Origin of the sequence: Mycobacterium sp. ST-F2, from assembly GCF_001905655.1 — a bacterium.
GTDB lineage: Bacteria > Actinomycetota > Actinomycetes > Mycobacteriales > Mycobacteriaceae > Mycobacterium.
This window is the reverse complement of record NZ_JMHT01000010.1, coordinates 1-23,287: the sequence shown is the minus strand read 5'-3', so window position 1 is coordinate 23,287 and position 23,287 is coordinate 1. Positions and strand designations below refer to the sequence as shown.

At 69.4% G+C, this 23,287-nt stretch carries 22 protein-coding genes; 6 read left to right on the top strand and 16 right to left on the bottom strand.

Features of this window, described 5'->3' with window-relative positions:
- The first annotated feature begins 45 nt into the window (after positions 1-45).
- Entirely contained in the window at positions 46-2,844 is a 2,799-nt protein-coding gene (locus EB75_RS05520; RefSeq protein WP_073694469.1) for an AfsR/SARP family transcriptional regulator, read from the top strand.
- A gap of 10 nt (positions 2,845-2,854) precedes the next feature.
- Positions 2,855-4,102 carry an alanine racemase gene (locus EB75_RS05515; protein ID WP_073694468.1) on the top strand — a complete coding sequence of 416 codons (1,248 nt, stop codon included), beginning with the start codon at positions 2,855-2,857 and terminating at the stop codon, positions 4,100-4,102.
- Positions 4,103-4,151: 49 nt separating this feature from the next.
- On the opposite strand, the gene EB75_RS05510 is transcribed toward EB75_RS05515, so the two are convergent.
- From EB75_RS05510 to ftsH, 11 genes are all read right to left on the bottom strand, one after another.
- Positions 4,152-4,955, bottom strand: a complete 804-nt coding sequence (locus tag EB75_RS05510) for a type III pantothenate kinase (protein ID WP_073694467.1) — start codon at positions 4,953-4,955, stop codon at positions 4,152-4,154.
- A 5-nt stretch (positions 4,956-4,960) separates the two neighbouring features.
- Positions 4,961-5,368, bottom strand: coding sequence for an aspartate 1-decarboxylase (gene panD / locus EB75_RS05505; RefSeq protein WP_073694466.1), 408 nt, complete (start codon positions 5,366-5,368; stop codon positions 4,961-4,963).
- Entirely contained in the window at positions 5,368-6,336 is a 969-nt protein-coding gene (panC, locus tag EB75_RS05500) for a pantoate--beta-alanine ligase (protein ID WP_073694465.1), read from the bottom strand. The genes panD and panC overlap by 1 nt, the downstream gene beginning before the upstream one ends.
- The gene (locus EB75_RS05495; RefSeq protein WP_073694464.1) at positions 6,333-7,265 is read right to left on the bottom strand and encodes a Rossmann-like and DUF2520 domain-containing protein; all 933 of its coding nucleotides are present in this window, start codon (positions 7,263-7,265) and stop codon (positions 6,333-6,335) included. Before EB75_RS05495 ends, panC begins: the two co-directional genes overlap by 4 nt.
- A gap of 79 nt (positions 7,266-7,344) precedes the next feature.
- Positions 7,345-8,373 carry a DUF6779 domain-containing protein gene (locus tag EB75_RS05490; RefSeq protein WP_073694463.1) on the bottom strand — a complete coding sequence of 343 codons (1,029 nt, stop codon included), beginning with the start codon at positions 8,371-8,373 and terminating at the stop codon, positions 7,345-7,347.
- Between the two features lie 67 nt (positions 8,374-8,440).
- Complete coding sequence (locus tag EB75_RS05485) at positions 8,441-8,917, bottom strand: DUF3180 domain-containing protein (RefSeq protein ID WP_073694462.1); 477 nt, start codon at positions 8,915-8,917, stop codon at positions 8,441-8,443.
- The gene (gene folK, locus EB75_RS05480) at positions 8,917-9,420 is read right to left on the bottom strand and encodes a 2-amino-4-hydroxy-6-hydroxymethyldihydropteridine diphosphokinase (protein ID WP_073694531.1); all 504 of its coding nucleotides are present in this window, start codon (positions 9,418-9,420) and stop codon (positions 8,917-8,919) included. Before folK ends, EB75_RS05485 begins: the two co-directional genes overlap by 1 nt.
- Positions 9,413-9,787, bottom strand: coding sequence for a dihydroneopterin aldolase (gene folB, locus EB75_RS05475; RefSeq protein WP_073694461.1), 375 nt, complete (start codon positions 9,785-9,787; stop codon positions 9,413-9,415). Before folB ends, folK begins: the two co-directional genes overlap by 8 nt.
- On the bottom strand, positions 9,780-10,574 hold the full coding sequence (gene folP / locus EB75_RS05470) for a dihydropteroate synthase (protein ID WP_073694530.1): 795 nt from the start codon (positions 10,572-10,574) through the stop codon (positions 9,780-9,782). The genes folB and folP overlap by 8 nt, the downstream gene beginning before the upstream one ends.
- Before the next feature lie 50 nt (positions 10,575-10,624).
- Positions 10,625-11,233, bottom strand: coding sequence for a GTP cyclohydrolase I FolE (gene folE / locus EB75_RS05465; RefSeq protein ID WP_073694460.1), 609 nt, complete (start codon positions 11,231-11,233; stop codon positions 10,625-10,627).
- Between the two features lie 8 nt (positions 11,234-11,241).
- Entirely contained in the window at positions 11,242-13,479 is a 2,238-nt protein-coding gene (ftsH, locus tag EB75_RS05460; protein ID WP_073694529.1) for an ATP-dependent zinc metalloprotease FtsH, read from the bottom strand.
- A 132-nt stretch (positions 13,480-13,611) separates the two neighbouring features.
- On the opposite strand from ftsH, the gene EB75_RS05455 reads away from it, so the two are divergent.
- The 3 genes from EB75_RS05455 to EB75_RS05445 are packed head-to-tail and all read left to right on the top strand — an operon-like array spanning position 13,612 to position 16,419.
- A complete protein-coding gene (locus tag EB75_RS05455) occupies positions 13,612-14,532 on the top strand; it encodes an alpha/beta fold hydrolase (protein WP_168175989.1) in 921 nt (306 codons plus the stop codon).
- Positions 14,529-15,713 (top strand): LLM class flavin-dependent oxidoreductase, encoded by a 1,185-nt coding sequence (locus EB75_RS05450; RefSeq protein ID WP_073694458.1) that lies wholly within the window; start codon positions 14,529-14,531, stop codon positions 15,711-15,713. Before EB75_RS05455 ends, EB75_RS05450 begins: the two co-directional genes overlap by 4 nt.
- A gap of 4 nt (positions 15,714-15,717) precedes the next feature.
- Positions 15,718-16,419 carry an SIMPL domain-containing protein gene (locus EB75_RS05445; RefSeq protein ID WP_073694457.1) on the top strand — a complete coding sequence of 234 codons (702 nt, stop codon included), beginning with the start codon at positions 15,718-15,720 and terminating at the stop codon, positions 16,417-16,419.
- Here EB75_RS05445 and EB75_RS05440 read toward each other — a convergent pair.
- The 5 genes from EB75_RS05440 to dacB are packed head-to-tail and all read right to left on the bottom strand — an operon-like array spanning position 16,416 to position 22,629.
- Positions 16,416-18,632, bottom strand: a complete 2,217-nt coding sequence (locus EB75_RS05440; RefSeq protein ID WP_073694456.1) for a molybdopterin-dependent oxidoreductase — start codon at positions 18,630-18,632, stop codon at positions 16,416-16,418. The genes EB75_RS05445 and EB75_RS05440 overlap by 4 nt on opposite strands.
- Positions 18,633-18,652: 20 nt before the next feature.
- A complete protein-coding gene (gene hpt, locus EB75_RS05435) occupies positions 18,653-19,252 on the bottom strand; it encodes a hypoxanthine phosphoribosyltransferase (protein WP_073694455.1) in 600 nt (199 codons plus the stop codon).
- A gap of 22 nt (positions 19,253-19,274) precedes the next feature.
- Complete coding sequence (gene tilS, locus EB75_RS05430; protein ID WP_073694454.1) at positions 19,275-20,231, bottom strand: tRNA lysidine(34) synthetase TilS; 957 nt, start codon at positions 20,229-20,231, stop codon at positions 19,275-19,277.
- Complete coding sequence (locus EB75_RS05425) at positions 20,210-21,259, bottom strand: Rv3626c family coenzyme F420 biosynthesis-associated protein (protein WP_073694528.1); 1,050 nt, start codon at positions 21,257-21,259, stop codon at positions 20,210-20,212. The genes tilS and EB75_RS05425 overlap by 22 nt, the downstream gene beginning before the upstream one ends.
- Entirely contained in the window at positions 21,256-22,629 is a 1,374-nt protein-coding gene (dacB, locus tag EB75_RS05420) for a D-alanyl-D-alanine carboxypeptidase/D-alanyl-D-alanine endopeptidase (RefSeq protein WP_073694453.1), read from the bottom strand. Before dacB ends, EB75_RS05425 begins: the two co-directional genes overlap by 4 nt.
- Positions 22,630-22,718: 89 nt before the next feature.
- Here dacB and EB75_RS05415 point away from each other — a divergent pair, with 89 nt between their 5' ends.
- Positions 22,719-23,207 carry an inorganic diphosphatase gene (locus EB75_RS05415; RefSeq protein WP_073694452.1) on the top strand — a complete coding sequence of 163 codons (489 nt, stop codon included), beginning with the start codon at positions 22,719-22,721 and terminating at the stop codon, positions 23,205-23,207.
- Positions 23,208-23,287: the final 80 nt, after the last annotated feature.

Below are 23,287 nucleotides of genomic sequence, written 5' to 3'. Positions count from 1 at the left end.
GCATTGCAGGGTGGTTGCAGCTCGATTGCGCCGTATTGTTTGCCCATGGACGTGCGGGTCCTCGGTCCCCTTGAGGTGCGCCAGGAGGGTAGGGACGTCACGCCGACGAGTCCCAACCAACGCATCCTGCTGGCCGTACTCGCTTCTCATCCCGATCAATACGTCCGCACCGACACACTGGTCGACGCTCTCTGGGGCGACGATCCGCCGCCGACCGCAGAACGCACCCTGCGCAGCTACGTGTCCCGGCTGCGCACCGTCCTGGGCACTGCCGTCGTCGCCGGTGGCGGCGGATTGTGCTTGCGCACCAACACCATTCGGCTCGATTCTGCCGATTTCGAAAACCGCGTGACCGCGGCGGAACTACTCGTGCCCAAAGCTGCGGCCGATGCCTTGCGATCGGCCATCGGGCTGTGGCGCGGCGGCGCGTTCGGTGAGTTCGCCGACCTCGATGCTGTGAGCACAACTGCCCGTTCGTTGGAAGAACGCAGGGTGACGGCCCGTCGCCAGCTCTCCGATGCACTGCTGCGGTGCGGCGAATTCGCTTCGGCAGTAGTCGAATCCGAAGCTCTGGTAACCGAGTATCCGCTCGACGAGGCCGCGTGGGAAACCCTGATCCGGGCCCTCAGCGGGGCGGGACGCACCGCTGACGCGTTGGCCGCATACCGCCGGGCGTACGACGAACTGTCCGCCGTCGGGCTCGAACCGTCAGAACGGTTGCGCCACGCCGAAAGTGCAGCCTTCGACGCGCCGCCCGCGGTTCCGCCGGCCGTAGCCGATACCGATCTACTCGGCCGAGATCAGGACCTCGCCGCCCTGGCCGACATCGTCGATCAGCACGCCCTCGTCACAATTGTCGGACCCGGCGGAGTCGGCAAGACCGCCCTCGGCCGCGAGGTCACCATGCGCCGAGGTACGGCCCACAGCGGCAGCATCCGGATCGTCGAGCTGGCCGCCGTCACCGAGCCCGCCGCCGTTGCCGACGCCGTGGTGACCGCCCTCGGCCTGACCAGCGACGGCAGCTCACCCCTGACCCTGCTGCGCCGAGCGCGATTCATGGACCTTGTTGTCCTGCTGGATAATTGCGAGCACGCGCTGGACGCCGTCTGCGAGGTTCTGGATGCCATGGTCGGGCCGGAGCCGTCGGCGCTACGGGTCATCGCGACGAGCCGGGAGCTGCTCGGGATGCCGAACGAGCACTCCTGGCCGCTCGGACCGCTCGACACCGCACTCCCCGACTCGCCGGCCCAGCGATTCCTGCGGCGCAGGGCCGACGCCGCCCGCCCCGGCGCGGGGGCGGCGGCCGACCCGGATACGGTCACGGCCATCGTGCGCCGCCTCGACGGGCTGCCATTGGCGATTGAACTGGCCGCCGCCCAGGTGGCGACCATGGGCATTGCCGATGTCGCCGAACAGGTCGACGCGTCACTCGATCGGCTGACTCGCCGGGGCGGCGAGCCGCGGCACCGCACGCTGCGCGCGGCGATCGAATGGTCGCGGCAACTCCTGCCCGGCGACGCGCGTCACACGCTGGCGCAGTGGACTGTTTTCGCCGGATCGGTAGGCCTGGCCGATGCTCAAGCGGTGCTACAGGTGACCCCGCAGGTCATTGATCAGCTGGCCCGGCGCTCGCTGCTCAGCGTCGAAATCCGTTCCGGGCGAACCTATTACCGGATGCTGCAGACCGTTCGCGCGGTTGTCGGGCCACCCTCGCCGAAGACCGAGCAGCGGCATACGGAGTATTTCGTGAACCTGGCGGCAGAGGCCGCGGCCGCACTGGAAACGCCCGATGAGCCCAGTGCGCACCTGCGCATCGTCGACGCTATCGACGAGTTGCGCCTGGCGCATAGCCGGGCGCGCCGCACCGATGTTGCGGCCGCTATCCGAATGTCCATGTCGCTGCACCGGTTCGGGGTATCCCGTCTGCACACCGAGATGCTCGGGTGGGCGGCCATGGTCGAGCCGTTGGTCGGCGACCAGCCTGAGCTCCGGGCCGCGGTCGATTCCACCCTCGCCTACCGCGCCGTCATCGCCGAAGACCTCGACACGGCACAGCACCTTGCCCGACGCGCGCTGGCCGAAGCCGCCGATGACGAGACCCGCTGTCGTGCTCTGGAAGCACTCGGTGACACCAGCCTGTTCCTCGGCGATCTCGAACGCGGTCTCACCTACTGGTCCGAACTCGCGGCAGTCGGCCACCGCGCGGGTCAGCTGTACTACGACCTGATCGGCCACGTCGGCACCGGTATGTCGTTGGCTTACAAGGGTGAAAAGGAAGCGGCCCGCCGGTACCTCGCCGAGGTGGAACGACAGTTCGTCGCGGCACCGTTGAGCAATACGCACCGCAGTTGGCTGGCATACCTACGCGGCGAGGTGTGGCTGGACGATGACCCGGACACTGCGCTCGCGGCGTTCGCGCGGGCCGTCGATCTGGCCGACGCGGCCGGCAGCCACTACGTCGGTGGGGTTGCGCGGGTCTCCGCGGTGACGCTGCAAGCCCGCCATGCCCCGGCCGGCGACGCCCTGCCGCTGTATGCCGCTGTCATCGACCGTTGGCTGGAGGTCGGATCGTGGTCGCATCTGCTCACCACACTGCGCAATCTGGTCCCGACGTTGACGGCTGTCGGGGCGTACTCGGCCGCGGCACGCCTACTCGGCGCCGTCACCCGCCCCGATCAAACGCCGACGTACGGCGAAGAGTCAGAACGGCTTTCGATCAGTGTGGCCGTCCTCCAGGACAATCTCGGCGACGTCGACTTCGCACGTGAGCGTGACGGTGGTAGCGGGTTGGACCTGGCCAGCGCGGGCCGTGCCGCCGTCAAGGCAATCCGCGACTCGCTCTAAATTAGGACCCATGGCAACCGGTTTGGAGCAGTCCGCCGTAGACGCGCTGGACCACGAGCCCATCGACTGGAAATTCAAAGGCCTGCCGTCCTCCTGGTGGGGTCAGACCCCTGCCCAGATATGCCGCCGGCGGCCCAGCCTGTTCGCGGACGGCGCGGTGTCTCCGATCGCCGCACTGCGCACCCAACCGCTGGTGCACAACATGGTCACGATGGCGCGCTGGTGCCGGCGCCGGGGCGTGCAACTCGCGCCGCACGGCAAGACCCACATGGCCCCGCAGCTGCTGGCCCGCCAGCTCGGGGCCGGCGCAGTGGCCGTCACCGCGGCGACCATCAGCCAGGTCCGGGTGTTCCGGGCCTTCGGGGTCCGCCGGATCATCCTTGCCAACGAACTGGTCGACGTCACCGGGCTGCGCTGGCTGGCCGCCGAGCTGGATACCGACCCCGACTTCGAGCTGACGTGCTGGGTGGACTCGGTCCGCGGGGTACAGCTCATGACGTCCGCGCTGACGGGCCGACGCCGCCAGGTGGACGTATGCGTCGAGGTCGGGCAGGCCGGGGGCCGCACCGGCTGCCGGGACGCCGAGACGGTGGACGCGGTGGCGCGGGCGGTGGTGGAATCCGACCGGCTGCGGCTGGTCGGCGTCGCCGGATACGAAGCGGCCACGGGCCATGAGATCACTGAAACGGCCGTGGCGGCAGTGACCGCGTACCTGCAGACGATGCGAGACGCCGTCATCCGGCTGCGGCCGCTGTTCGAAACCGACGAGATTCTGGTGACGGCCGGCGGCAGCACCTACTTCGACCTGGTCGCCGACATCCTCACCGGCTGGCCCGACGACATGACGGTGCGCACCGTCGTGCGCAGCGGCTGCTACCTGACGCACGATGACGGCCTCTATGCCCGCACGTCGCCATTGGGCCGCACCGACGACGGCCACCTGGAGCCCGCGCTGAGCGTGTGGGCGCAGGTGTTGTCGCGACCCGAGCCCGACCTCGCCATCGTGGGCATGGGCCGGCGGGACGTGTCGTTCGATCAGGACCTGCCCATGCCGTACGGACGGCCCGACAGCCGTGTTGAGAAACTCAACGACCAGCACGCCTACCTGCGGCTGGCACCGGCCGACCAGAGCGTCGAGGTTGGCGATTGGCTGGAGTTCGGGATCTCGCACCCCTGCACGGTGTTCGACAAGTGGCAGCTGATCCCGGTGCTCGACGCCGACCACCGGGTGGTCGAGCTGGTCCGGACCTTCTTCTGAGTGATTTGTGCACGATTTTCCGCGGTGACCGCGGAAAATCGTGCACAAATCACTGGTTGCGGCGGGCGTTGCGCTGATTGCGCTCGAAGACCATGCGCAGGCCGTCGAGCGTGAGGTGCCTCTCGTAGTGCTGCACGGTCCGCAGATCGGGCAGCACCAGTTGCGCGGTATGCCCGGTCGCCACCACGGTGACGTGGTTTCCGTCGAAGCCCTCGACATCCTCACGCACCCGGTTCACCAGACCGTCCACCAGCGCGGCGAAGCCGAACACCGCACCGGCCTGCATGCACTCGACGGTGTTCTTGCCGATGACCGAACGGGGCCGGGTCAGCTCGACGCGGCGCAGCGCCGCCGACCGCGCCGCCGCGGCGTCCGAGGACACCTGGACGCCCGGGGCGATGGCGCCGCCGAGGAACTCACCCTTGGCCGAGACGACGTCGACGCAGATCGATGACCCGAAGTCGACTACGATGGCCGCGGTGCCGTACTTGTGGTACGCCGCAAGGCAATTGACGATCCGGTCGGCCCCGACCTCCTTGGGGTTGTCGACCAGCAGCGGGATGCCGGTGCGCACACCCGGCTCGATGAGGACATGCGGCACCTTCGGCCAGTACTGGTCCAGCATCACCCGGATTTCGTGCAGCACCGACGGCACCGTCGACAAACCCGTTGCGCCCAGCAGGTTTTCGGCGTCGTCACCGATCAGACCGTCGATGGTCAGCGCGAGCTCGTCGGCCGTCACCTCCGACTCGGTGCGAATCCGCCAGTTCTGCACCACTTTCGCGTGATCCCCGGAGCCGGAGATCAACCCGACGATGGTGTGGGTGTTGCGGACATCGATTGCCAGCAGCACCGGCGTTACCGCGGCGACAGCAGGCCGTCGACACCGTCCGGGACGTGCGCGGCGTCGTGCGAGAAGTCGATCTGCTTGTTCTGCGCGTCGACGAAGATGACGTTCGGCTGGTACGTGCGGGCCTCGGCGTCGTCCATGGTGGCGTAGGCGATCAGGATCACCAGGTCACCCGGGTGGATGAGGTGCGCTGCGGCACCGTTGATCCCGATGATGCCGGTACCGCGCTCACCGGTGATGGCGTAGGTGACCAGCCGGTTGCCGTTGTCGATGTCGACGATGGTCACCTGCTCGCCCTCGAGGATGTCGGCGGCATCCATCAGGTCGGCGTCGATGGTCACGGAGCCGACGTAGTGCAGGTCCGCCTGCGTCACCGTGGCCCGGTGGATCTTGGACTTCAGCATGGTGCGAAACATCAATTCCTCCAAGGTAATTCGTGGTTGCCGTCCGGGGCCCCGTCATTGCCGAGGGCAGACCCCACATTGGGGTGACCGTCGATCCCTGCGGATGCGCCGATGTCGATGGCGATGTTGTCCAACAATCTGGTCTTGCCGAGCCGGCCCACCACCAGCATCCGGGCCGGGCCCGTCGCCGGTGCCGGACCCAGCCAGGGGTCCCGGACCTCCAGATAGTCGACGTCGATGGCGGGTACCTCGTCGAGGACCGCCCGGGCCGCATCGAGTGCGGCGGCCGCGCCGTGCGGCGCGGAGTACTTGCCGGCGAGCAGCGCCGCGGACAACGCCCCGGCCTGCTCGCGCTGTTCAGCATCGAGGTAGCGGTTGCGCGACGACATGGCCAGTCCGTCGGACTCACGCACGATCGGCACTGCCTGGATGCGCACGTCGAGGTCGAAGTCGTCGACCATCTGGCGCACCAGAACCAGCTGCTGGTAATCCTTTTCGCCGAAGAACGCGCGGTCGGGGTGCACGATGTGCAGCAGCTTGAGCACCACCGTCAGCATCCCGGCGAAGTGCGTCGGCCGGGAGCCGCCCTCCAGTTCCGCGCCGAGCGGACCCGGCATGACCGTCGTGCGCTGGCCATTCGGGTACATGTCGGCGGCGCTGGGCGCGAACACGATGTCGACGTCCTCGCCGCGCAGCTGCTCGACGTCGGAGTCCAGGGTGCGCGGGTAGGCGTTCAGGTCCTCGCCGGCGCCGAACTGCAGGGGGTTGACGAAGATCGACACCACCACGACGGCGCCGGGCACCTTCTTGGCGGCGCGGACCAGCTCGAGGTGGCCGTCGTGCAGCGCACCCATGGTCGGCACGAGCATGACCCGGCGCCCGGTGGCGCGCAGCACCCGCGACACGTCCGACACGTCGGTCGGGTTGGTGTAGAGGTTCAGCTCGCCGGCGGTGAACTTCGGCGGCCTGCGATCGGTCACTGAGCGCTCCCTGAATCGGACGATGTCAACACGGCGAAAACCTCGGTGGGTGCGTGGGCACGTTGTGCGGTGCGCAGCGACATGGCCCGATATGCCTGCGCCAGTTCAGGATTCGCTTCGTCCAAGGCGTGCAGGTGGGCCGCGACAGCAGCACCGTCGCCGCGGGCCACCGGGCCCGTCAGCGCACTCTGCCCACGCTGCAGCGCGTTCTCCAGCGACGCCCGCGCCAGCGGCGCGAGGATGCGTTCGGCGATACCGGCGGGGTCGCCTGTGACCAGTTCCTGGCCGAGCAGTTCCTGACCGGCCAGCGCGCCGCGCAGGGCCTCAACGGCGTCGAGGGCGACGGTGATGACGTGATTGCCTGCGTGGGCCAACGCCGCGTGATAGAGCGTGCGGGCGTCCTCGCGAACCCGGAACGGTTCGCCGCCGATCTCGAGGACCAGGGACTGGGCGATCGCGTAGCCGATGTCGTCGGCCGCGGTGATCCCGAAACAGGTCTCCGAGAGCCGGGCGATGTCTTCGTCCGAGCCGGTGAACGTCATGGCCGGGTGGATGGCCAGCGGAATACAGCCCTGCTCGGTCAGCGGGGCCAGCACGGCGATGCCGTTGGCACCCGAGGTGTGCACGACGATGGTGCCGGGACGCACCGATCCGGTGGCCGCCAGGCCCGCCACGACGGACGTCAGCTCCGCGTCCGGCACGGCCAGCAGCAGGAGTTCGGCCTTGGCGGCGACGTCGTGCGCGGGGAGTATCTGCGTGTCGGGCAGCCGCCGCTCAGCGCGGCCGCGCGACGCGTGGGAGATCGCGCTACACGCGACGACGACGTGGTCGGCGCGCTCCAGCGCAACCCCCAGTGCACTGCCGACCCGCCCTGCCGAAATGATTCCGACAGTGAGCCGGGCCGGACGCAGTCCGTCGAGCTGCTTCATTGCAGCGACCTCACAAGTGGTGTTCACAGTCGTTCCAGTCCTGCCTGGCAGGTACCGGACGGTCACCGCAGAGCGTAGCTCAGTCCTCGCGGCGACGTCGACGGCCACCGCCTCCGGTGTTGGCCTGCAGCCGCGCCAGCAATTCGGCCGCCGGCTGTCCGCCGACGTGCTGACCTGCAGGTTCGTCGTCGGGGTCAGCGCGGCGCCGACGGCCGGATGTGACAGGGGTCTCTGGCTGCGCGGGCTCCGCGGGGGCCCCGTGACGGCCCCGGCGCGGCGGTTCGGGCTCGGGAACGGGCGGGACGACCGGCAGGGTCATGGTCTCCTCGACGGGCGGCACCGGGGGCTGCGCCGGTTCCGGCGCCGCAGGGGCCCAGTTGCTGCCGGGCTGGCCCGCCGGGATCCACTGGCCTTCGGCCGGGGTGGGCTGCCAGTCCGACGGCGCCGGCTGCGGGGGCAGACGGTGTGCCCCGCCGAAAGGCGGCTGCGGGGGCGGCGGTGCCCACGGGTCGGGAGGCACATGAGGTTCGGCCGCCACGTCGATGATGGGGCTCTCCTCGGTGTTCGGCTCCGACATCAGGTCGGGCCGGTCCTCCGTGTCGATCCGGCTGGCGACGACGCGGCCGACGGGCACGGCCTGGCCACTGCGGTCGGTCTCGAGCGCCGGGCGGTGCGCCAGATCGGTGTCGAAGTAGAACTCCAGGTTCGCGCGGAGTGCGGCCAGTTCTGCGCGCAGCGCGGCGACCTCGTCGGCCGATTGGGCACGCAACTCGGCGGCGAGCTCGCGGCGCAGGTGCGATTCGAGCGACAGTTCGTATTCGCGGCGCGCCGAAATCTCGCGGTCGAGCTGGAGGTCGTAGACGAGCTTGAGATCGCGGGCCCGGGCCTGGTCCAGATCGGCCTGACGCCGGTACACGAACGACGCGAACGCCGCCGCCACCGCGGCCCACAGGGCGATGACCACGGCGAGCTTCAGCAACTCGACCTGATCGGTGAACACCAGCGCGGAACTGGCCACGATGGCCAGCACCAGCAACGCCGTCAGCAGCAACCAACCCGGCCTGCGGTTTGCACGCCTGCCGCGCGCCGCCCGGGTCGGATCGATCATGGGCTGACTGTACCGTTCAGCATTCCCCTCGCAGGTCGAGCGACACCGCATCCGGCCCGATCGTTACCTATTCGATTGCCCCGTCAGGCTTCTCCTGCGGGTCCAGCGGGGCACGGCAGCAATGCTGCAGCCACAACGCCGCCACCACGAGCGCCAGCGCACTGACCGCCGCAACCACGGCACCGGGAGTCGCGGCCGCCGGATAGGCGAAATGTGCGCGCCGCGGCAGCAGGTAGCCCAGCACGCCGAGCCACCACCCCAACGCCATCGCGCCCACCCACGCCGACGCCTTGGCCACCACGACCGATCGCGCCACCGCCAGCGGATGGATCCGTCCGCCGCCCACCCCGATGTCACCGGCACGGATCTTGGCGCGCACGTAGAACGCCCACCCGGCTTCCCCACCGGCAAAAACCAACAGCGACAACCCCGTCCAGACCGTGATGGGCGGCAGCCAGCCGTACACCAGGACCACCAGGCCATACGCGGCGATGGTGGCCAGCACCGTGCCGATCGCCAGGTCGCGCTTGCGGGTGGGTCCCATCAGGGCACCAGCACCAGATCGCTCGGCCGGACGCCGTCCCGTTCGTCGGCATCGAGTCCGGCCAGCAGCTCGGCGACCGGAACACCTCGCAGCTCCGCCTCCGGATCGGCGGCCAGCCACGGCACCAGTACGAAAGCGCGCTGATGCGCCAGCGGGTGCGGCAATGTCAGGACCGGATCGTCAGAGCGCAGTTCGACGCCGCCGTCACGGCAGCTGACGATGTCGACATCGAGAGTGCGTGGGCCCCAACGCTGTTCGCGCACCCGGTCTGCCGCGTTCTCGAAGTCGTGGGCCCGGCGCAGCCAGCCCGGGCCGTCGAGGCTGGGGTCGTCGGCCAGCACGACGGCGTTGAGGAACGGCCCCTGCTCGACGCCGCCCCAGGCGTCGGTCTCGTAGACCGGTGAGACGGTCCGGACCGCACCACCGAGCCCCGAGACCACCGACTGCAGGTGGGCGAGGCGGTCGCCCAGATTGGAGCCGATGGAAAGGACGACGCTAGCCACGACCACCACGCCTGGACCTGCGCGCCACCACCGCAACGTCGTTGAACGTCAACGGAATCGGCGCGCTGGGCTTGTGCAGCACCACCTCGACGGCATGGACCCGCTGGTCGGTCATCACCGAATCGGCGATCTCGGCGGACACCGTCTCGATCAGATTGCGCGGCGGCCCGGCGATGATGTCGGCCGCCTGCTGCGCCAGCGCGCCGTAGTCCAGGGTGTCCGACAACTCGTCGCTCATTGCGGCGGCGACCAGGTCGATCCACACCGTGATGTCGACGACGAAGTCCTGACCGTCCTGCCGCTCGTGGTCGAAGACCCCGTGGTTGCCACGAACGGTCAAGCCGCGCAATTCGATTCGATCAGCCATGCCAGGCTCCCACCACTTTCACCGCATCCACCGAAGCTCGCACATCATGCACCCGCACTCCCCATGCGCCGTGCTGCGCAGCCAGCGCCGAGATCACCGCGGTGGCGGTCTCCCGGCCGTCGGGCTCGCGCGGCGTGCCGTCGGCGTCCGCCAGCAGGCTGCCCAGGAATCGTTTCCGCGACGCCCCCACGAGCACCGGAATCCCGGTGCCGACCAGGTCCGGCAGGGCCCGCAGCAGCGCCCAGTTGTGCTGCGCCGACTTGGCGAAACCCAGACCCGGATCGATGATCAGGTTGCCCGGCTCCACCCCGGCGGCGACGGCGGCGTCGACCGCGGCGAGCAGCTCGGCCCGGACATCAGCCACCACGTCGGTGTACTCCGGAATCCGGTGCGGCTCGGCGGCGTCGACCTCGCGCCAGTGCATCAGCACCCACGGCACCCGCGCGCCGGCAAGCAGTGGGGCCATGTCGGGATCGGCCCGGCCGCCGGACACGTCGTTGACGATGTGCACGCCGCATTCCAGCGCGGCCTCGGCCACGTCGGCGTGCATGGTGTCGACGCTGACGGTGATGCCTTGGGCGACAAGCTCTTTGATCACCGGCAGCACGCGGCTGCGCTCGACATCGGGGTCCAGCCGGGCCGCACCGGGCCGGGTGGACTCCCCGCCGACGTCGATGATCTGTGCGCCCTGCGCCGCCAGCGCCAGCCCGTGCTCGATGGCGCGATCGTGGTCGAGGAAGCGTCCCCCGTCGGAGAACGAATCGGCGGTGACGTTGACGACGCCCATCACCACCGGGGCGAGCGGAGCGACGGGATGGCCGCCGGTGTGAAGTGGACTCACTTCCGCAAGATCAGATCCAGCGCCTCGGCTCGCGACGACGCGCAGGTCTTGAACTGGCCGCGCACCGCGAACGTGGTGGTCACCGCGCCGGGCTTGCGCACCCCGCGCATCGCCATGCACAGGTGCTCGGCCTCGATCACCACGATGGCGCCCTGCGGGTCCAGCTTGCGCATCAGGGCGTCGGCGATCTGGCCGGTCAGGCGCTCCTGCACCTGTGGCCGCTTGGCGTACAGGTCGACCAGCCGGGCGATCTTCGACAGCCCCGTCACGCGGCCGTCTTCGCCCGGGATGTACCCGACATGCGCGACGCCGTGGAACGACACCAGGTGATGCTCGCAGGTCGAGTACATCGGGATGTCTTTGACCAGCACCAGCTCGTCATGACCCTCGTCGAACGTGGTGTCGAGCACCGAATCTGGGTCGGTGTACAGGCCGCCGAAGATCTCTTCGAAAGCACGGGCAACGCGGCCTGGCGTGTCCCGGAGCCCGTCCCGGTCGGGGTCCTCGCCCACGGCGAGCAGCAGCTCACGCACCGCCGCTTCGGCTCGATCGTGATCGAACCTCGGCGGGGTGAGCCTGGCCGAATGGATCTGCGACCGCGTCATCTATGCGCCTACTCGTCGTTGGGTTTGGCAGGCGGCGGTGCCGGCTGCTGCGGATACGGCTGGTAGCCGGGCGGCGGACCGGGCTGGCCCCAGCCCGGTTGCGGGTACCACTGGCCCTGCTGGCCGTGGCCATGCTGCGGCGGCCAGCCCGGGGCCTGCCAGCCCGCGGGTGCGCCGTAGTTCGGCTGGGTCTGACCATGTTGCGGCTGCGGCTGCCCGTTCGGCGCGGCGTGCGCGCCGTTGGTGCCGTTCACGCCCGCGGCTGCCTGGCTGGCCGCGGCGATGGCCGCCTTGAACGCCGGCTCCTTGACGGGCGGCGGCCACGGCTCGCCGCGCTCGATGGCCAGCTCGCCGGGCGTCTTGATGGGCGGCTTCTCCGACGGAATCCGGCCACCGAAGTCGTCGAACATCGTCAGCCGGGGCCGCTTCTCGACGTCGGCCAGGATGCGCTCCAGGTCGGGACGGTGCAGCGTCTCCTTCTCGAGCAGCTCGCCTGCCAGGGCGTCCAGCTGGTCGCGGTACTGCGTCAGCACATCCCACGCCTCGGTGTGCGCGGCCTCGATGAGCTTGCGCACCTCGTCGTCGATGAGCTGTGCGACCTCATGGCTGTAGTCGGCCTGCGTGCCCATGGTGCGCCCCAGGAACGGGTCACCGTGTTCGGTGCCGTACCGGACAGCGCCCAGCCTGGCGCTCATCCCGAATTCGGTGACCATGGCGCGGGCGATCTTGGTCGCGTTCTCGATGTCGGACACCGCGCCGGTGGTGGGCTCGCGGAAGATCAGCTCCTCGGCGGCGCGGCCACCGATCGCCATGACCAGACGTGCGACCAGCTCGGAGCGGGTCTGCATGCCCTTGTCGTCCTCGGGGACGGCGACGGCGTGCCCACCGGTGCGGCCGCGGGCCAGGATGGTCACCTTGTAGACCGGGTCCAGGTGCGGCATGGCCCAGCCGGCCAGCGTGTGTCCGGCCTCGTGGTACGCGGTGATCTTCTTTTCCAGCTCGCTGATGATGCGGCCCTTGCGGCGCGGACCACCGACGACACGGTCGACGGCCTCCTCCAACGCCGGTCCGGTGATCACCGTGGCGTTCTCGCGGGCCGTCAGCAGCGCGGCCTCGTTGATGACGTTGGCCAGGTCGGCGCCGGACATGCCGACGGTGCGCTTGGCCAGGCCGTCGAGGTCGGCGTCGGGGGCGATGGGCTTGCCGGCCGAGTGCACCCGCAGCACGGCCTTGCGGCCGGCCAGGTCGGGCGCCGATACCGGGATCTGCCGGTCGAAACGGCCGGGACGCAGCAGCGCGGGGTCCAGGATGTCGGGCCGGTTGGTGGCGGCGATCAGGATGACGCCCTGGCGGTCGCCGAAGCCGTCCATCTCGACCAGCAGCTGGTTCAGTGTCTGCTCGCGCTCGTCGTGGCCGCCGCCCAGGCCGGCGCCGCGCTGGCGGCCGACGGCGTCGATCTCGTCGACGAAGATGATGCACGGACTGTTCGCCTTGGCCTGCTCGAACAGGTCGCGCACGCGGGAGGCACCGACACCGACGAACATCTCGACGAAGTCCGAACCGGAGATGGTGAAGAACGGCACCCCGGCCTCGCCGGCGACGGCACGCGCCAGCAGCGTCTTACCCGTTCCGGGCGGGCCGTAGAGCAGCACGCCCTTGGGGATCTTGGCGCCCAGGGCCTGGTAGCGGCTCGGGTTCTGCAGGAAGTCCTTGATCTCGTAGAGCTCTTCGACGGCCTCGTCCACACCGGCGACGTCGGCGAACGTCGTCTTCGGCATGTCCTTGCCGAGCAGCTTGGCCTTGGACTTGCCGAAGCCGAAGCCCATGCGGCCGCCGCCCTGCATGCGGGAGAACATGAAGAACAGGCCGACCAGCAGCAGCAGCGGCAGCAGGTAGATCAGCAGTGAGCTGAGGATGCTGCCCTGGTTGACGACGGTCTTGGTCTTGACGTTCTTGCCGTTGAGTGCGTCGAACAGCGGCACCGCATAGCCCGTCGGGAACGACGTGATGATCTTGTTGCTGTTGTCGGTGTCGGCGCTGACGCTCTTCAGGTCCAGCCGGACCTGCTGTTCGCGATCGTCGATCTGGGCGCCGGTGACGTTCCCGGCGTTGATCTGAGCGACCGCCACAGACGTGTCGACCTGGTGATAACCACGCGTGTCATCACTGAAATAGAAGAAAGACCAACCCAGCAGCAACACGACCGCGACGACGGTCAGGGTGCGGATGACGTTTTTTCGCTTCATCGACATATTTCGGCCGGCGAATACTCGTCGGCCAGGTCCTTCCGAGACACAGATGCGGGATAGTTCACAGGTTACCGCTATGCAAACGATCGGCAGTTCCCGGAGGGAAACCTGTGCTTTGGTGAAACGGTGATGACGTCCACCGAGCGGTTCATCGAAACGGGCGGCGTGCGACTGCGGGTCACCGAAGCCGGTGACCGTGGCGCCCCGGTCGTGGTGCTGGCGCACGGCTTCCCCGAACTGGCGCACTCCTGGCGGCACCAGATTCCCGCCCTCGCCGCGGCCGGCTACCACGTGCTGGCCCCCGACCAACGCGGCTACGCCGGCTCGTCCCGGCCGGCTGCCATCGAGGACTACGACATCGTCCACCTCACCGGGGACCTGGCCGGCCTGCTCGATGACGTCGGCGCCGAGCGCGCGGTGGTCGTCGGGCACGACTGGGGCTCGCCGGTGGTGTGCAACTTCGCGCTGCTGCACCCGGACCGGGTGACGGCCGTCGCCGCGCTGAGTGTGCCGCCGGTGCCGAGGGCCTCGGCGCCGCCCACCGAAATCTGGCGCCGGCGGGTCGGGGACAACTACTTCTACATGCTCTACTTCCAGGAACCGGGGCCCGCCGACGCGGCATTGGGACGCGACGTCAGGGCCTCGATGCGGCGGATGCTCGCGGAGGAGGGCTTCACCGCCCCACCTGACACGCTCGTCGACAATCCGCTGCCACCGCTACCGGACTGGCTCAGCGAAGACGAATTCGAGCCGTACGTCACAGCTTTCACCGAGAGTGGCTTCACCGGGCCGCTGAACTGGTACCGCAACTTCGACCGCAACTGGGAGCTGACGGAGACCACCCCCGCCTCGACCATCACGGTGTCGACGCTGTTCCTGGCCGGCACCGCCGACCCGGTGCTGAGTTTCACCCCACGAGACCGGGTCCGCGACGTCGTCGCCGGTGACTACCGCGAGGTGATGATCCCCGGCGCGGGACACTGGCTGCAGCAGGAGCGGCCCGACGAGGTCAATGCCGTACTCATCGAGTTCATCGAAGGACTGAAATGACGCTTCGCCCACTGGATTTCGGCGTCTTCCTCACCCCGTTCCACCCCACCGGCCAATCGGTCACCACCGCACTGGAATACGACCTGGAGCGCACCGTCCGGCTGGACCGGCTCGGCTACGACGAGGTCTGGTACGGCGAACACCATTCCGGCGGTTACGAATTGATCGCCTGCCCCGAGGTGTTCATCGCCACGGCGGCCGAACGCACCAGGAACATCCGGTTCGGCACCGGTGTGGTGTCCCTGCCGTACCACCACCCGCTCATGGTCGCCGACCGCTGGGTGCTGCTCGATCACCTGACCCGCGGCCGGGTGATGTTCGGCACCGGCCCGGGCGCATTGCCGTCGGACGCCTACATGATGGGCATCGACCCGGTGGATCAGCGCCGCATGCAGCAGGAATCCCTGGAAGCCATCCTGTCCCTCTTCCGCGCCGGACCCGATGAACGGATCACGCGCGAGACCGACTGGTTCACGTTGCGCGACGCCGCCCTGCACATCCGGCCGTACACCTGGCCCTACCCCGAGATATCCACGGCGGCAATGGTTTCCCCGTCGGGGCCGCGGCTGGCCGGGCAGTTGGGCACGTCGCTGCTGTCGCTGTCGATGTCGGTGCCGGGCGGTTATGCCGCGCTGGACACCGCATGGGACGTCGTCCGCGACCAGGCCGCGAAAGCGGGCCGCCCCGAGCCCGACCGGAAGGGCTGGCGCGTGCTCGGCACCGTGCATGTGGCCGATACCCGCGATCAGGCGATCGAAGACTGCACCTACGGCCTGCAGGACTTCTCGAACTACTTCGGTGCAGCAGGTTTCGTGCCGCTGGGCAGCCGGACCGGCCCCGCACCGACGCCCCGGCAGTTCGTCGAAGACTATGCGGCCAAAGGCAATTGCTGTATCGGCACCACCGCCGACGCCATCGAGTACATCCAGGGCATGCTGGACCGGTCCGGCGGCTTCGGCGGGTTCCTGATGCTGGGCCACGACTGGGCCTCGCCGGCGGCCACGATGCACTCCTACGACCTGTTCGCCCGCGAGGTGATCCCCCATTTCAAGGGCCAGCTCACCGCGCCGCACGCCTCGCACGAATGGGCAAAAGGCCTGCGGGATCAGATGTTCGGCCGGGTCGGCGAGGCGGTGGGCAACGCGATCGCCGAGCACGTCAGCGACACGTCGGTACGGTAGAAACATGTCACGTACCGCTGCCCTGACCCTTGCCGGACTCGCGATCGCCACAGCCGTCGGCGTTGCCGGGTGCGGCTCCGACTCCGATGGCAAACCGACCACCCGCGAGGTCACCGTCGTCGGCAACGGCAAGGTGCAGGGCACGCCGGACACGCTGAACGTCACCGCATCGGTCGAGGCCACCGCGCCAGACGTCACCGCAGCCATGAATCAGACCAGCAGCCGGCAGCAGGCCGTGATCGACGCGCTGGCCGGGGCCGGTATCGACAAGAAGGACATCGCCACCAAGCAGGTCGAGCTGCAGCCCGACTATCGCGACTCCGTCATCACCGGCTACCGGGCCAGCAACACCATCGACATAAAGATCCGCAAGCTCGACACCGCGTCGCAGGTGTTGGCGAAGATCGTCACTGCCGGTGGCAATTCCACGCGCATCAGCAACGTCGCCTACTCCATCGACGACGACTCGCAGCTGGTGAAAGACGCCCGCACCCGCGCCTTCAACGACGCCAAGGACCGGGCCCAGCAGTACGCCCAGCTGTCCGGATTGAACCTGGGCAAGGTGGTCTCGATCTCCGAGGCGACCGCCGGCACCACCCCGACGCCCATGCCGGCGCCGCGGATGGCCATGGCCGAAGCCGTGCCGCTGTCCCCCGGCCAGCAGACCGTCAGCTTCTCGGTGACGGTGATCTGGGAACTCGGCTAGCCGGCAGCCGATATCTCGACCGGGATGCCGTTGAGCACCGCGGTACCCGACAACCGGTCCAAACTGGTTCCGTCGTTGAGCTGGTTGACGTTTACGCCCGGATGGCTGCTGGCGAGCTGCTGACCGGTGCCGCCGCGGTTGTGGCCCCAGCCGTGCGGCAGCGACACCACGCCGCGCCGCATCACGTCGGTCACCTCGATGGGGGCCAGCAGTTCACCGCCCGGGCCCTTGATGATCGCGACGTCGGTGAGGCCCAGGTCGGCGGCATCGTCGGGGTGAATCTGCAGGGTGCACTGGTTGGACCCACCCGAGAGCGCCGGCAGGTTGTGCATCCAGCTGTTGTTGGAGCGCAGGTGCCGCCGGCCGATGAGCAGGAAGCCACCGGCCGAGCGGCTCAGCGCCTCGCGTAGCCGCACCACGTCGGCGACGATGGGCTCGGGCGCGAGTTCGATTCTGCCGCTGGGGGTTCGGAGGACCTCGGGGATGCGCGGCTGCAGCGCGCCCAGGTCGATGCCGTGCGGATTGGCCTTGACCTTCTCGAGCGTCAACCCGCCGGGCTTGGCGCCGAACGCGTCACCGTATGCCCCGAGGCGCAACATCATGTCGAGCCGACGCTCGTAGCCGGGGCCCGCGGGGAGCATGGCGGTCAGTTCGTCGACATCCCGGCCGGCGACCGGAGAATCGGGGTCGGCCACTTCTTTGGCGAGCGTCATCGCGATCACCTGCGCGTCGACCAGCGCGGGATCCGCTTGTGCCCCAAGGCCGGACAGGATCAGGGCGAGACGCGACAGGATCTCGGCCTCGTCCGGCCGGTTGTCGAGCGGCAGCACCGGCGGTGAATAGCGCACGTTGTTGCGCACCGCGAGGTTGTTCAGCAGCACGTCGAAGTGGGGGCTCTGCGCGGGCGGGGGCGGCGGCAGGATGACGTCGGCGTGCCGCGTCGTCTCGTTGAGATAGGGGTCGACCGACAGCATGAATTCGACGCTGTCCAAAGCCTTGTCGAGCCGGTCGCCGTCCGGTGCGGAGAGCACTGGGTTCCCGGCGACGGTGATCATGGCCTTGATCTGCCCGTCGCCCGCGGTGTCGATCTCCTCGGCGAGCGCGGCGGCCGGCAGCTCGGACATCACTTCGGGATGGCCCGAGACCCGGCTGGCCCACCGTCCGGTCCGGAACCCGCGGCCGGGCTTGGGCGGCCGCGGCGCCGGGGCCGCCGCACCGAGCGGGAACATCACGCCACCGGGCCGGTCCAGGTTGCCGGTGAGGACGTTGATCACGTCGACCAACCAGCTGCCGACGGTGCCGAATTCGACTGTGGAGGTGCCGATCCGGCCGTACACGGCCGCCGTCGGCGCCGCCGCCAGCTCACGGGCCAGTTCCCGGATCTCGTCGGCGCCGATCCCGCAGGCCTGCTCGACCGCGTCGGGCGCGAAGTCGGCGGCCAGGGCCCGGACCTGCTCGACGCCGACGACGTGCTCGGCGTTCCCGCCGAGATCGACCAGACCCTCGTCGAACAGCACGTGCACGACGGCGAGCAGCAGCGCCCCGTCGGTCCCGGGCCGCGGGGCCAGGTGCCGGTCGGCGAGCTTGGCGGTCTGGGTCCGGGCCGGATCGATGACGACGAGCGTGCCGCCGCGCTTCTTCAGCGCCCGCAGCTTGCCGGGGAAGTCGGCCGCGGTGGTCACGCTGCCGTTGGACACCAGCGGATTCGCGCCGATGATCACCAGATAGTCGGTGCGGTCGAGGTCCGGCACCGCGAACGCGCCCGGGCTGCCGAACATCAGGCCCAGCGCAACGTGTTTGGGCATCTGGTCGAGCGTGCTGGCGCTGAACACCTGCCGGGTGCCCAGGCCCTTGACGATCAGCGGCGCATACAGCGCGCCCGCGATGGTGTGCGCGTTCGGGTTGCCGAGGTACACCCCGACCGATGCACCGCCGTGCGCGGCGATGACCGCACCGAGGCGTTCGGCGACGACGGCGTACGCCTCGTCCCACGTGGCCTCGGTCAGCACGCCGTCCCGGCGTACGAGCGGGCGCGTCAGCCGGTCGGGGTCGTTGTCGAGCTCACCGAAGCTGGCGCCCTTGGGGCAGATGAATCCGGCGCTGAAGACGTCGTCGTGGTCACCGCGGGCGCCCGTCACACGACCGTCGTCGATGGTGAGGGTCAGGCCGCAGGTGGCTTCACAGAAGGGGCAGATCCGGAGCGCGGTAGGCATGCCTGCGATTCTGCTCCGGCTCAGTGCCCTGAGTACACCTTCGGATCGAGCGTGCCGATGTAGGGCAGGTCCCGGTAGCGCTCATCGAAGTCGAGGCCGTAGCCGACGACGAACTCGTCGGGGATGTCGAACCCGATGTGCGCGACGTCGATCTCGGCACGCATGGCGTCGGGCTTGCGCAGCAGCGTGCAGACGCGCAGCGAACGCGGGCCGCGGGTGGCCAGGTTGCGCAGCAGCCACGACAGGGTGAGGCCGGAGTCGATGATGTCCTCGACGATCAGCACGTCACGGCCGCTGATGTCGCGGTCGAGGTCCTTGAGGATGCGCACCACGCCGGACGACGACGTCGACGACCCGTACGAGCTGACGGCCATGAACTCCAGCTGCGTCGGCAGCGGGATGGCGCGCGCCAGGTCGGTGACGAACATGACCGCGCCCTTGAGCACGGTGATCAGCAACAGATCCTGGTCGCCGGAGTCGGCGCGGTAGTCCTCGGCGATGAGCTCCGCCATCTCGGCGATGCGCGCCTGAACCTGCTCCTGCGACAGGAGAACCGACTTGATGTCACCCGGATACAGCTCCACGGCACAAGCGTGCCATGCCGCCTGGCCCAGTACCAAGACCGTCCCGCTTGCCGGTCGCTCACACGGGCCGGACGGCCACCGTGAGCAGCCCGGCGCGACGGCTGACGATGAGGCGCTGATACCGCAAACGCGAGGTCACCGCCGCCCCGCCCTGCCCGTGCCAGTCCGAGACCAGCGCATCGACGGCGCGCAGTTGGACGTCGGTGAGTGCGGTCGCTCCGACGCCCAGCAGCCAGCCGCGGATCACCCGGCGGCGCAGGGCCGCGGGGAGGTCCGCGAGTCCGGCGACAGTCAGTCCGTCGTCGGTGCGCAGTGTGGCCAGGTGACCGGCGGCCAGGGCGTCGAGCGCGTCGTTGTCCTCCCGCAGCGCCGCGGCGGTGCGGGCCAGGGCCGGCGCGACGCCGCCCGCCAGGACGTCCTCCAGCAACGGCAGCACCTCGGTGCGCAGCCGGACCCGGGTGTAACGGGGATCGGTGTTGTGCGGGTCCTGCCACGGCGTGAGTCCCAGCTCGGCGCAGACGGCTTCGGTGTCGGCGCGCCTTACCTCGAGGAAGGGCCGGCCCCATGGCGGGTCCCAAACCCGCATGCCGGCAATGGATCTCGGTCCCGAACCGCGCCCCAGCCCGAGCAGCACGGTCTCGGCCTGGTCGTCGAGGGTGTGCGCCAGCAGCACCGGCGCACCGTCGCGGGCGCCGTTCAGGGCGTCGTACCGGGCGCTGCGGGCAGCGGCTTCCGGGCCGCCGTCGGTACCGACACTGACGGAAACCACTTGGGCGTCAACGCAACCCAGTTGTCGGGCCTGCGCGGCAGCAACGGCCGCGACCTCCGCCGATCCGGATTGCAGACCGTGGTCGACGATCAGCGCCGTGGTCGGTTTGAGGGCGGCGGCGACGGCTGTCAGAGCAAGGGAGTCGGCCCCTCCGGAGAGCCCGACGCACCACCGGTCTGCCGGGTGCCGGCGCGCGAAGTCGGCCACAGCCGCGCGCAGCGGCGTCAGAGCACTCGATCGATCCATCGCCGCGGCTCATCGATTTCGGTTGGCAGCGGCAGGGTTTCGGCGTCGGTCCAGATCGCGTTGAACCGCTTCATGCCGACGGTCGCCACGACCTCGTCGACGAACTTCTTGCCACGGGTGTACTGGGCCACCTTGGCGTCGACGCCCAGCAGGGCACGGACGATCCGTTGCAGCGGAGACTGTTTGCGATGCCGACGCTCGTCGAACCGGCTGCGGATGGTGGCGACCGACGGCACCACCGCCGGGCCGACGGCGTCCATCACGTGGTCGGCATGGCCTTCCAGCAAGGTGCCGAGCACCAGCAGTTGATCGAGCGCACGCCGCTGCTCGTCGGACTGCATGATCCGCATGACGCCCAGGATGCCTTGCGAATTCGGGTCGGATTCGCCGTCACGCTGCGCCCGCACATACTCGGCCAACCGGGCGACGACGTCACCGGTGTCCAGGCCGGAGTCATCGGTCAGGACGGCCAGCGCCTGCGACATGTGGTCGGTGAGCCACGGATTCGCGCGGAACTGCACGCGGTGCGTCACCTCGTGCAGACACACCCAGAGCCGGAAGTCGGCCGGGTCGACCTTCAATTGCCGTTCGGCGGCAAGCACATTCGGCGCGACGAGCAACAACGTCCCGCCGCCGGCCGCGAACGGGTCGTACTGCCCGAGGATCGCCGACGACACGAACGCCAGCACCGCGCCCGTCTGCGCGCCGGTGATCCGCCCGGTGACCATGGCGGCAAGGCCTGTGGCACTTGAGGTTTCACCGCCCGTCATGACCCGCATGGACTCGGTCGCGGCGCGCACCCAGTCCTGCCGGTCGACGACGCGGGCCGACGGCACCCGCTCGCCTTCACCGAGCAGCGTCACCTCCCGTACCGGAAGCTCGGCACGGCGGGCCGAATCGGCGAGCTGCTCACGCACCTGGTTGCGGGTGTAGTCGGTGGTCGCCGGTTCCGGCCGGGTCAGCTTGACGCCGACGGTGGCGGCGAAGCCCCAGTCGACGGAGCGACCGACGGTCGGGGTCCGGCTCACGAGCCGCACCCGCAGGACCGGAACGCCGCAGCCAGGGCGTCCAGCGCGGTGCGTCCCTCCGGACCGGCGTTGTTCGAGATGAGCGCGAACGTCAGGACCCGTCCGCTCTGATCGGTGACGACGCCCGCCAGCGCGTTGGTCCCGGTCAACGAGCCGGTCTTGGCCCGCAGGTACCCGGCGGACGGGGTGTCGACGTAGCGGTTCCACAGCGTGCCGCTGCCACCGGCGATCGGCAGGACGTCGAGCAGCGGGCGCAGCCGGGGCTCGCTGTTGCCCGCGGCGGCGTTGACCACGTCGTCCAGGACCGTCGCGGTCAGCCGGTCGTTGACCGACAGGCCGCTGGCGTCGAACAGCGTCGCGCCCGACGTCGTCAGGCCCGCTTTCGACAGCTGCCCGAGCACGCCGCGGACCCCGCCGTCGAAGCTCTGGGGCAGGTTCACCGCGGCGGCGACCTCGCGGCCGATCGACTCCGCCATCACGTTGTCGGACGCCCACATCATCTCGCGCAGCCGCTCGATCAGCGGCGGGGACTGCACCGCACCGAGCTGCTGGCCACCGGTCGCCGGCGTGGTCCGGACCGTCACGTTCGCCGGGTCGATCTTCAGCGCCATGGCCAGTGCCCGCCCGGCGTCGAGGGCCGGCGTGGTCGAGCGCCTGGACTCGACGGTGGTGGGCTGGATGCGGCCGGCGTCGATCATCACCGACTGGATCGGCGCGAAGTCGCCGCCGTCGATGTCGGCGACGTCCCAGCCCGGCGCCATGGTCGGGCCGGAGTAGAGGCTGACGTCGACCTGAACGGCGCGCGGGGTGACCCCGGCCTTGCGGACCTGGTCCGCCAGATCAGAGATACGGGCCGCGTCGCCGTACCAGGTGTCGGTACCGGGCGGCGCCGCCGACAGCGTCGGATCGCCGCCGCCCTTGAGCACCACCACGCCCGGAGCATCGCCGGACAGGACCGTGGTGGTCAGCCGGGCATTGCGATCGAGGGTGAGCAGTGCCGCGGCCGCGGTCAAGGTCTTGTTGGTCGAGGCGGGCTGCAGCGGAACGTTCTCGCTCAGCGCCCACAGCTGCGCGCCGGTGATGGCGTCGGTGACACGGCCCCCGAGCAGGCCGAGATTCGGGTTGGCCGCCAGCGGCGCCAGGACGGCGGCCAGCTGCGCGGGCACCGGTTGCGCGGCCGCATCGGACACCGGCTGCACCCTGGGCTGCGCCGTGACGAGCGCGGGTTGCGGCCTGACGCTCGCACCGGCCGCCGGGGTGGCCTCGTGCCGCGTCATCACCGCGGCCGCTGCCACCAGCGCGGCAACCAGCACCAGAACTGCCACACCGATCACCACGTGGGTCGATCGGCGCCACCGGGTGGGCCGCATATTGCTCCTGAACTCGTACGGGTCACTCAGCAGGGTATCGCTCGTCTAAGGTGTAGCCGGTTATCAGCACAGAGCTAAGGAGTCTCCCGGTGGAGCACGAAGTCGTCATCGAGATCCCCAAGGGTTCGCGTAACAAGTACGAAGTGGACCACGAGACCGGCCGGGTGAAGCTCGACCGCTACCTGTTCACCCCCATGGGCTACCCCACCGACTACGGGTTCTTCGAGAACACCCTCGGCGAGGACGGCGACCCGCTGGACGCGCTGGTGCTGCTGACCGAGTCGGTATTCCCGGGTTGCATCGTCGACGCCCGCCCGGTCGCCATGTTCAAGATGACCGACGAGGCCGGCGGCGACGACAAGCTGCTGTGCGTGCCAGCCGGTGACCCGCGCTGGGACAACGTCCAGGACCTGAGCGACATCTCGCAGTTCGAGCTGGACGCCATCAAGCACTTCTTCGTCCACTACAAGGACCTGGAGCCGGGCAAGTTCGTCAAGGCTGCCGACTGGGTCGGCCGTAAAGAGGCCGAAGAAGAGCTGGCCCGCTCGATCGCCCGGTTCGAAGAGCAAGAACACTAGTCTTTCGTCGGTCCTGACCCGCCGTATCCTGGAGTTCAGCGGCGGGGCAGGAATTCGGGGATGGGATGGTTTTCAGCAAC

What these genes read in the sequence shown, in the direction of transcription:
- EB75_RS05455 (WP_168175989.1), top strand. Translation starts at nt 13,612, where the DNA reads ATGACGTCCACCGAGCGGTTCATCGAAACGGGCGGCGTGCGACTGCGG.
- folB (WP_073694461.1), bottom strand. Translation starts at nt 9,787, where the DNA reads ATGGCTGATCGAATCGAATTGCGCGGCTTGACCGTTCGTGGCAACCAC.
- EB75_RS05495 (WP_073694464.1), bottom strand. Translation starts at nt 7,265, where the DNA reads ATGAAGCAGCTCGACGGACTGCGTCCGGCCCGGCTCACTGTCGGAATC.
- EB75_RS05450 (WP_073694458.1), top strand. Translation starts at nt 14,529, where the DNA reads ATGACGCTTCGCCCACTGGATTTCGGCGTCTTCCTCACCCCGTTCCAC.
- EB75_RS05515 (WP_073694468.1), top strand. Translation starts at nt 2,855, where the DNA reads ATGGCAACCGGTTTGGAGCAGTCCGCCGTAGACGCGCTGGACCACGAG.
- folP (WP_073694530.1), bottom strand. Translation starts at nt 10,574, where the DNA reads ATGGGCGTCGTCAACGTCACCGCCGATTCGTTCTCCGACGGGGGACGC.
- EB75_RS05445 (WP_073694457.1), top strand. Translation starts at nt 15,718, where the DNA reads ATGTCACGTACCGCTGCCCTGACCCTTGCCGGACTCGCGATCGCCACA.
- panD (WP_073694466.1), bottom strand. Translation starts at nt 5,368, where the DNA reads ATGTTTCGCACCATGCTGAAGTCCAAGATCCACCGGGCCACGGTGACG.
- EB75_RS05490 (WP_073694463.1), bottom strand. Translation starts at nt 8,373, where the DNA reads ATGATCGATCCGACCCGGGCGGCGCGCGGCAGGCGTGCAAACCGCAGG.
- folE (WP_073694460.1), bottom strand. Translation starts at nt 11,233, where the DNA reads ATGACGCGGTCGCAGATCCATTCGGCCAGGCTCACCCCGCCGAGGTTC.
- ftsH (WP_073694529.1), bottom strand. Translation starts at nt 13,479, where the DNA reads ATGAAGCGAAAAAACGTCATCCGCACCCTGACCGTCGTCGCGGTCGTG.
- tilS (WP_073694454.1), bottom strand. Translation starts at nt 20,231, where the DNA reads ATGGATCGATCGAGTGCTCTGACGCCGCTGCGCGCGGCTGTGGCCGAC.
- EB75_RS05485 (WP_073694462.1), bottom strand. Translation starts at nt 8,917, where the DNA reads ATGGGACCCACCCGCAAGCGCGACCTGGCGATCGGCACGGTGCTGGCC.
- EB75_RS05440 (WP_073694456.1), bottom strand. Translation starts at nt 18,632, where the DNA reads ATGCCTACCGCGCTCCGGATCTGCCCCTTCTGTGAAGCCACCTGCGGC.
- dacB (WP_073694453.1), bottom strand. Translation starts at nt 22,629, where the DNA reads ATGCGGCCCACCCGGTGGCGCCGATCGACCCACGTGGTGATCGGTGTG.
- EB75_RS05520 (WP_073694469.1), top strand. Translation starts at nt 46, where the DNA reads ATGGACGTGCGGGTCCTCGGTCCCCTTGAGGTGCGCCAGGAGGGTAGG.